The 9397-nt window shown below is 40.0% G+C and carries 6 protein-coding genes; all 6 read left to right on the top strand.

The window, feature by feature from the left end; genetic code table 11:
• Positions 1–160: 160 nt before the first annotated feature.
• Complete coding sequence (locus RM368_RS37115) at positions 161–1747, top strand: TrbI/VirB10 family protein (protein WP_322698690.1); 1587 nt, start codon at positions 161–163, stop codon at positions 1745–1747.
• Positions 1744–2475, top strand: a complete 732-nt coding sequence (locus tag RM368_RS37120) for a hypothetical protein (RefSeq protein WP_322698691.1) — start codon at positions 1744–1746, stop codon at positions 2473–2475. Before RM368_RS37115 ends, RM368_RS37120 begins: the two co-directional genes overlap by 4 nt.
• The gene (locus tag RM368_RS37125; RefSeq protein ID WP_322698692.1) at positions 2472–3686 is read left to right on the top strand and encodes a hypothetical protein; all 1215 of its coding nucleotides are present in this window, start codon (positions 2472–2474) and stop codon (positions 3684–3686) included. The genes RM368_RS37120 and RM368_RS37125 overlap by 4 nt, the downstream gene beginning before the upstream one ends.
• Positions 3687–3713: 27 nt before the next feature.
• Positions 3714–5501 (top strand): type IV secretory system conjugative DNA transfer family protein, encoded by a 1788-nt coding sequence (locus tag RM368_RS37130; protein ID WP_322698693.1) that lies wholly within the window; start codon positions 3714–3716, stop codon positions 5499–5501.
• 108 nt (positions 5502–5609) lie between these two features.
• Entirely contained in the window at positions 5610–6113 is a 504-nt protein-coding gene (locus RM368_RS37135) for a relaxase/mobilization nuclease domain-containing protein (RefSeq protein ID WP_322698694.1), read from the top strand.
• Positions 6114–6149: 36 nt separating this feature from the next.
• Positions 6150–9368 (top strand): DUF3854 domain-containing protein, encoded by a 3219-nt coding sequence (locus RM368_RS37140; protein WP_322698695.1) that lies wholly within the window; start codon positions 6150–6152, stop codon positions 9366–9368.
• The last annotated feature ends 29 nt before the right edge of the window (positions 9369–9397 follow it).

The following is a 9397-nucleotide window of genomic DNA, read 5'->3' on the forward strand; positions in this document are numbered from 1 at the left end:
CCTTTAAAATGATTATCATTACTGGTAGTGGAATAGTTTATTTTCTGGAAGTCCCAAACATCCCTAATGATACTACTGCTCTGGCAAAGAAAATATATCAAGTCAGGCAAGCTGGATTAGAAATTACGCAAATCGTCGATTTAAATTTGGCTAACAGACAATGACAAATACTCACATTAATAGCTCATCAACTGTAGATGATTTTCTCCAAATAGATGATGACTTAAAATCTTCAGCAATGAGTTCAGATTCCAGCCCAAGGGAAATTACGTCAGAGCGAGAATTAGATAATCCATCAGTCACAACTAAACATACAGTAATTACTTCTCCCTGGTCAAGATTGTTGGTCATAGCACTCCCTTTTGGATTGACCTTCCTAGCTATATTTTGGCTGCTGAATGGAATTTTTAATCCTGATAACCGCGATACTACTAAAACTATTGAAGAACCAAAGTCTTCAGGAAATAAAGAACAAGTTGAGCAAACAGATGGGGATGTTTACGCTAAGTTAGCGCTGAATCAGCAAGAAGATGAATTAAATAAGATTAATCAGAGTAAGCAGGAAGTTAAAGTTAATAATAAACCTGTGAGTGTTGCAGCTTCACCACCAACACCAACAGCTACACCTGTTGCACAAACACAAAGTTATAGCCCTAGACGATATTACGTTCCGAGTAGAACTAACCCGACTATTTCATCACCACCTCGTAATCAAACATTGCCAAGAATTAGTAATCCTGTTAGGACTGCTACGCCGAAAACAGAAACGCCAACAGACGTGATAGCTGAATTTAATCGACTTCGCAGCTTAGGATCTTACGGAAAAATCGCTTATATACCTACTTCAAATAACCAGCAGATATCAACAGAGGCGACATCCTTTCAAACACCGAATACAACACAAATTAAAGTACAGCCACCCAATAGTGTTTATACAACACAGCAAACACGCCCTAACTTCTCTAACAGTACATCCACAGAAATTGAGAAAATTCGCCCTCGTTGGTTAGCCGATTCTAAATCTGATAAACAAATAGCAGATGGTAATTACTTGTCTCAAGAAAACCAAATTCTGCAACAGCGTAAAACTCGCTATTTAGTCGTTGGGGAATTCGCAAATGGTGTTTTAGTGACTCCAGTGGTCAAGCAGCAAAGCGAAAATACTCGCTTCCAACAACAGCAGGCTCCAGATGATAGTAAACGCTATGTTGCTAGATTAACGGCTGATTTGCATGACAACTATGGAAATGTGGCAATTCATAAAGGCACTTTATTGGCCGTTGAACCCCTACAGGTTAATGGTGGCTCTTATGTAAGTGTGCAAGTCACGAGCATTATCAAAGATAACACTGAGTACCCAATTAGTAGCGGTGCAATTTCTGTATTAGGAGAAGGCGGGAAACCGTTGTTAGCTAAACAGTTCCAAGATAAGAAAGGGGGAGGTTCTGACTTGACTGTGGGATTAGTCAGTGGTTTGGGCCAAGTAGGAACAATCCTGAATCAATCTGATTCCAGTAGCAGTGTAATTAATTCTGCTACAGGGACATTTAGCTCTAGCACGACTTCAAACAGCCAGCGCAATATTGGCGGGGCATTCTTACAAGGTGCTTTTGGCAAGCTTAGTGACATCATTGCTCGTCGTGCAGAAACTTCTAACCAAGAAATCATCGCTCGTCCCGATGTTTGGTATATCCCACAGGGGACGAAGATTACGTTTTTGGTGAATCGTTCTCTGGAGTTGCCATGAAGAAGTTAAAACTCATGACAGCGCTCCAGCTTGGGGTTGCTGCTTTTTTGGCAGTGTGTCTAGTTCCAGTCAAAACCTATGCTCAAAGTACAGTCCGCACTATAAAGCAATCTCAGGTTAGTGGCAGCACTGCCAAGCTGCAAAAAATTAAGGTCTGGAATGGCTCAGGCGTATCAATTTCATTTTATGAAGTCAATGAGATGGTGAAGCGGGTGTGGATTGACGATCCCTCGCAAGTTCTGATTGACACTGATGGTTGTTTAGAGGGAATCGACCAGAACTGTCAAAACAGTAGTGCTGGATTACTTCACTTACGCCGGATTAAAAAGCTTCCGGTTCCAGGACTGCCGCAAACGAGTGCAACTTTGCTTACAGTGATTACTCAAACTGCTTCTGGCTCGCGCAAAGTTTACCACTTTCAAGTTACCCCATCTAATTCCCGTCCTGAATATAGTCAAGTGTCAATTATTAACGACAAGCCATTTTCTCTAGTAGCTCGACCGAGATTATCGCCCTTAGTACAAACTATCAACACCATAAAACAAATCAGAGCGGGGATGAGAGTAGCGATTAGTAATGGTTTGCTCTCTTCATCTGATGAACTTCACAATCGGATTGAGCAATTCTTGACTCATTTTCAAGGTGGAGAGCAAATGCCTGCTGCTGCTCTTCAAGCTGGTGTTTCACTTAAATTAGTTAACAAATTAATTGAGCTTGGACAAATATGAAAACATCAAAGCGTTCGCCCAAAATTAGTTTTGACACGATTCGCTATTTAATATTGTTTGGGTTGCTAGGAGGATTGTTTATTCACAGTTTTTGTAAGTATGGAATCATGAATCAGGTAATTGGATTTATACTGCCCAAAGCATCAGCACAAGTCCCATTTGTTAGTAGCAAGAATGGCTTGATTCCAGACTGGTCAAAAATGAAGTTTCAAGACATGATTGTATCTGAATCTGGTAATGTGACTTACCCATCCGTGAGAGGGAATCAGACTAGAACTTGGCAAGCTGGACAAAGTATTGGCGATTTTATGGAGCTTGGGGATTTTGAAGATGCCAATCTGAATATTGAAAAGCTTACCCTTTCGACGATATCTCAGGCATTAGCTATTGATTTAGATAGTTTAAAGCTTGATGATTTTGGAATAATCAAAACTCAAACCCTTAGCGATTTAGTCAAGGCTATACCTGATTTAGCTAATCAATCAGCCAGTAGTGTAGCACCCATAGCCGACTTTTTTCGCCAAATGGGTATCAGTACTAATCAAAGAATTGGTAACGTTGCTAATTATTACAATTTAGATAATATCACTCTCGGCAATGAAATTGATTTGTCTAAATACAAGCTGACATCGATTCCGGGGATTGAAAACTCATCATTTGATGAATTTGCTAATTGGCAAGATACTCTAATTTCAGACATCCCCGGATTGAAGGATTTATCTTGGAATAATTTTCCTAATGTGCCAGAGCCGGATCTTTCTTTCGTTGGTCAAGTAGATTTGCCATTGGGAGATATAGAAGCTAACCGGATTCGCAGCATTTCTGGCAGTTATCAAGAGGGTTTTAATGTCCCTTGCAAGTCCCATAATTGCGTCCACTTTGAAGCTTCAGGTCTTGGTCAGACCACTGGAGCGCAATGGATTTCGGGTAAAGTCCAAAAAGTAAAAGGTGGCTATGGAATTTTAGCTGTAGCTAATGGTGGTCTTGAGCCAACAGGTCGTCATCCCTTTGGTAAATCATTTAAACAAGTTGTTTGGGATATAGATGAATCAAGCGGTTCCGTTAACACTGCTATGTTTTTCCGTTTCTGCAAGACTATTCCTTTTGTTGGTCGGACTTGTACTCCCTACTTTATTGGGCCAGTTCCGTTTATCAATTATCACGAAAAAGACCCAATTATTTTTGGTAGTCCCTCTACTGTTCCTGATTAGCTATTCTTATTCCTGAATTTTTGCGTGATGAGCAATAATTTGACTACTTCTACAAACAACCAACCATTTCATTTTGAACAGTTACAAAATCCACATAGCGACATTGGTAAGTACACTCATCATTTATTTAAGCCAAGTGGATTAGCAATTATAAGTATGTTGGCTGCTTACATTTTAATGAGAGTATTTTTTGGCGATGGCAGTAATAAAAAGAAGATTGCGACTAGTTACTGGGGAGGTACTAAAGAAACTGCTGCTGCCAAGAAAAAGGCGCTACAACAAATAAATTCACCCAAATGTGATAGTGCTGCACTTTACATAGGTAAGCATAAATGCAAGGGTGCTAAACAAGAAAGTGGCGCTGGCACTACTTTTTATATTCCTGATGTTCAACGAGGGACGGCGGCAATTGGCGCTCCCGGTAGTGGTAAAACTTTCAGTGCTATTAACCCCGCAATTTACTCTGCCATTGACCAAGGATTTCCGATAATTGCTTATGATTTTAAGTATCCCTCCCAAGCCAAAATAGCTGCTTACGCTAAGGGTCAGGGCTATGATGTTCACATTTTCGCCCCAGGATTCCCGGAATCGGAAGTTTGTAATCCATTGGACTTTTTACGAGATAGTAGTGATGCTGAAACAGCTAGGCAAATCGCTACTGTAATTAATAAAAATTTTCGCATCCTTAGTAACAGTAGTGAAGATGGTTTCTTTGCTCCAGCAGGGGATCAGTTGACACAAGCTATCTTGATGTTGACTAAAGAGTTTGGCGAATGCGCTGATGTTATGACCAGTGCTGCCATACTTTCTTCGGAACTTATGGTGCAAAGATTGATGGCAGCTAATCTCAATCCTTGGATTAAAATTGCCTTTGGTCAGTTGTTCAGTTCCGCCGCAAGTGAAAAAACTGTTGCTGGCATTGTATCTACCGCTAGCATAATGTTCACTCGCTTCATGGCCAAAAATACTATTGGTTGTTTCATTGGTAAGACTACTCTTCCCTTATCAATCAAAGGTAAACAGATGATTATCTTCGGACTAGACAGAGAACGTCGGGACGCAGTTAGCCCTTTGCTCACCAGCATTTTACACATGACAATTGCTCGGAACATTGCTAAAAAGCGTCTTGATCCTCTTATAGTTGCACTCGATGAGCTGCCTTCTCTTTACTTACCAGACTTATTCAAATGGCTGAACGAATCACGCTCTGAGGGGTTCTGCGGTATCCTGGGCTGGCAGAATATGGGGCAGCTTGAGAAAAATTATGGAAAGGAAGTTGCTAAGACTATTCTTGGGGCTTGCGGGACTAAGTTTGTTTTTAATCCTGGTGAAAATGAGTCTGCACAATTATTCTCCAGTTTCTTGGGCGATGAGGAAATCAAGTACAAGCATAAAAGCCGTTCTACAGGCGGGGGAAAAGCAAACACTACTACTAGTGAGCAGGAAAAAACTAAAAAACTCTTTGAGTCAGCCCAGTTTTTGAAGTTGCCTCCAGGTAAATGTGTCTTCATTAACCCTGCTTATTCTAATAAAAATGAGGGGTCGGTTCCTTTGCTAAAATCTCTCAAAATACCTCAAGCTATTCGAGATATTGAAGAATATAACCAGCAGCGATGGGCTAACATTGTCAGTCTTTTAGCTCGGAAAAGTACTCAAAAATTTCCAACTCAGCAAGACTTAGATATGCGAATTGCTAATATTAACAATCGTTTCCCTTTATCTCAAAATACTCCAGAAGTTTCTAATAACTCTTTGCCTTTGGATATGTCTGAGGTTAGTTCATTGATTGATGTTGAATCAAATGTTTTTATTTAAAACAGCCAGTAGTGAATTGTAGATGGGTATAAATCCTCGTTTCCATTACCCCTGTTAAAAGTTCCTTATTCCCTATTTCCCTTTCATTGAGAACTTTTCCTTATGCGAATGATTATTGAAGAATTTGCTATTGAGAGTTTTAGTATCCTTGAAGAAATAGCATGGAATCGAAAGACTTGCTCAGTCAGCTTTTTAGATATTCATGCTGAGACTTCCGAAATCATTGCCAGTTTTCAAGCTCTCTCTTATCGAAGGCCAAAACTTAAAAAAGTTGGCATTTATACCATAATTACTTTAAAAAATATTCATCAGCCTCTGACAGAAGAATCTTGCCAACAAATTTTAAATCAATATGTTCATGGTATTGGTTGGGATGATTTACAGTCTATTAGCTTTTGGGAAATTACACCTGATTCTCTTCATCTGCATATTATCTTTAATCGCGTTACTCCAACAGGTAAACTTATTGATTTAGCCTGCTTGGGAGCTGATTGGAAACAATATGAAATCCTCCAAAGATGCTGTTCTCAGATTGTGCAAAAATCTTTATCTCAATGGGATCAAGGAAAACTGAACTCATCGCCAAGAGTTGGCATACAAATATCGGTATAACGTTTGCAAACTCCAAAATTAACAGTTAATAGTCTTATGTTTGATGAACGACATTTACAATTGAGTTCTGCTTATGCCAAAAGCAGTGAATACTTTGCCAGAGCAGTGATAGCTCCTTATCTAAAATTTGTATTGGACTCGATAGGGTTAGCAATAGATGATGAAATAAATAAGAGATTGAAATTGTCAATTGGTCAAGAGACTTATGTCATGACTCCTGATGAAAATGGTGGTTGGAAATGGCAGAAATTTGACCCGCAAACCGAGGAATCTATTCAAGCAGAGTTTGAAGAATTTGAAAAATTATTAACAGAATTATTAACTCCGCTTTTACCATCTGATGATGAATTTCCACTTTTACCACCGGATAATACAGATCCACTTTTGCCTGCTCCTAATACACCTCCTAAATTATCCCCCAGTGATTCACCTCCGATTTTACCGCCGTCTGGTACACCTCCATTTTTGCCCAATTCTGCTACACCCGTTGAACTAGTAGTTATACCAATCGTTCAAGAGGCTGACTCAACAATTTGGGCTGGCGTTGCAGAGGAGGCGGTAGGAGGAGTAGAGTTGCACTTAGAGAAAGAGAACGGTTCAACAGAACAATTTCTGGACAATAACCTTGTTTCATCGCCAAATCTGCACTTAGGGCATTCTCTAAGTGCAACGCCAGCAAAAAGCTCCCTGCCCCCTACCTCTTCTTCACGCATAGATCCAAACCACTGGCAAGAATTAGTCGAGGAAAGTGCGATCGCTCCAGAAATTGTCGAGCTTAATTTTAAGAGCTTACACTTAGACCCAATAGAACTTGAGCATGAAGCATGGGAATATCTCATGTACAGCAAGAATTTAGAACGTATTAATACCGGACGACTATCTACTGGAATGCTCAACAAATATTCTCACCTTGAGGATGGGGGCTGGTGGTGTAATGCTGGTGTAGATCCTCGTTCTTTTTCAGCAAACGAGCCGGGAGATAAACCCGATCAAAAAATATGGGGATGCTACAAACCTAATAATCCGAGAGAAAAAGCCGATAACAGAGGCAAGTTTATCAAATACGAACATCCCCCTCAAGTTGAATTAAGCATCTTCCTGTTGGATGTTCCCCAAGATATCGCTCAACAAATTTATTCTAAAGCTGGAGTTGAACCAAGTATTAGCGATCGCAAATCGGGGTTTTGGTACTGTGTGTGGAAACATAATGTTCCAGTCACACTCGCCGAAGGAGCCAAGAAGGCCGCTAGCCTATTGAGCCAAGGTGAAGCAGCAATTGGATTACCAGGGATTTATGCTGGCTATCGTAGTAAGGATGGGCTGGGGAATCAAATTGTGCCTATATTACATGATGAATTGGCAGTTTTTGCTACCCCAAACAGGGACATCAAAATTTGCTTTGACTATGAAACTCGGTATAAAACTAAGCGCAACATTGATATCGCTACATACCGTACTGGTCAACTTTTATCTGATGCTGGCGCTCAGGTCAGTATCGTTAAATTACCAGGCCCAGAAAAAGGTGTAGATGATTTGATTGTTGCACAGGGCGCGTCAGCTTTTAGGCAAGCGTTTATTGCATCTGTCCCCCTGAATGATTGGTGGGAGAAAAATCAGCCACCCGATTTACGCTTGACAGTCTTTCTGAAAAATGGTGAACAGATCCATCTTTATGAACAACTTGGTGATGGCACTGTTAATCTAAATCCGTCAAGAGAAAGTGTGGAAGAAGAACAGACAATTGCTCTTTTTGGAAAAACTCGTTCCAAGTTGTCAATCATACAACCAACAGACCTAATTACAACCCCAGAAAGTTCATCTCAAAATATAGGAGGGCAAGTAATAGATGCTGAAGTACTTGCCGATGAAAGTAAAGAAGAAGTTGCTCCTGCTCAAAACGCTTCTCTACCTTTAAAGGAGGTATCGGTTCACTCCTTTGATTCTTGGGCAAGAAGAGAACAGGTTAAACAATACCAGCAGAATTTTTTCAGAAAGCGTTTAGAAGCTAGAGAAAATAAGGAAATTGCTTCTGTAGCTTATGCCCTTGTGAAGAATTATGGTGTTGAAAAAGATGGTAATTTAGTTTATCAGGCTGATGCTTTTACTATCATAAAATCCGGCAATAATTACAGTATTCATCGCCGCGCTGACGAAACCTTAGCACTAATGCAATTTTATGCCGATAAATGGGGAGCTATCACTCTGTCTGAGCAACCTAAAGATATGTTTCCAATCGAAAGGCAGGAGTTTTTGTTAGTTGCTGATTATCTCAAAAGTGGCAAACAACTACCTTCAGTCGATGAAGACCCCAGGAAGATTGCTAATACCCTTGGTTCACTCTCCCTTAATGGTACGCACACAATTTTAGAGAGCTTTAAAACTTCTGAAATCTTGCAAATCCTCACTCAAACTCTAAAAAGGACTGGTTGTGATGATTTGGAGTTGGGCAATTACCGTATTCTCTACCAGAAAAGTCAACTTGATACTACATCTACTCTGCAACTTCTGAAAACTGAACATACGGGTGCTACAAGAGTTGCTGCCAGCTTTGAATTTAGCAGAACAGATTCAGGTATGACACATCAACTTAAGACTCTTGCTATTACTGAACAAGACATAGCTAAACTCAGATTACTTGCTCAAAAGTTGGATATTCAACGACCTGCTAAGGAAGCAACTGTCAATCCTCATGCTACCCGTGATATTGAAGTGCCTCTTCACCCGAAAATTGCTAAACTTTGGCAAGACTTAGAAAATAAGCAACAAAAAAGTAATTCTGTTCCTTACACAGCAGCACAGGTTGAACAAAATTTTCTTTCCCCGGACTCTACGTTTGACCTAGCTAGCAACTCTCAAGATATCAATCTGGAGCCAGCTAATACAGCAGTAGCTAAACCAATCAAAAAAATATCTACTTTTCAACATCAATTAAGCAAATCTGACATCAAGAGCATTCCTTTACCCCTTCATCCTCTGCTTGGTCAATACTGGCAAGAGCTAGAAGATAATCATCGATGGGCTGATATCGCAAAACAGGAGAATGCTGATTTTCGTTTAAAGATTAAATCCAATGGCAAACTCTCCATTGGCGAACAACGTGAACTTTATAATAAACTTTTAATCCATAGTGTTGTTGAGCAAAGCGCCAAAGGATTAACTGATATTTCCCTTCCCCCACTAAATGAAATTATCCAAGATTTGATATCTACCCGTAGCAAAGTTATCCATAATATAGGAATCATATTTGATTTCTGAAAAAGACTACGAGATAATACGGAGGAAGA

The organism is Nostoc sp. DedSLP03, assembly GCF_034530815.1.
In the GTDB taxonomy this organism is placed as follows: Bacteria; Cyanobacteriota; Cyanobacteriia; order Cyanobacteriales; family Nostocaceae; genus Nostoc.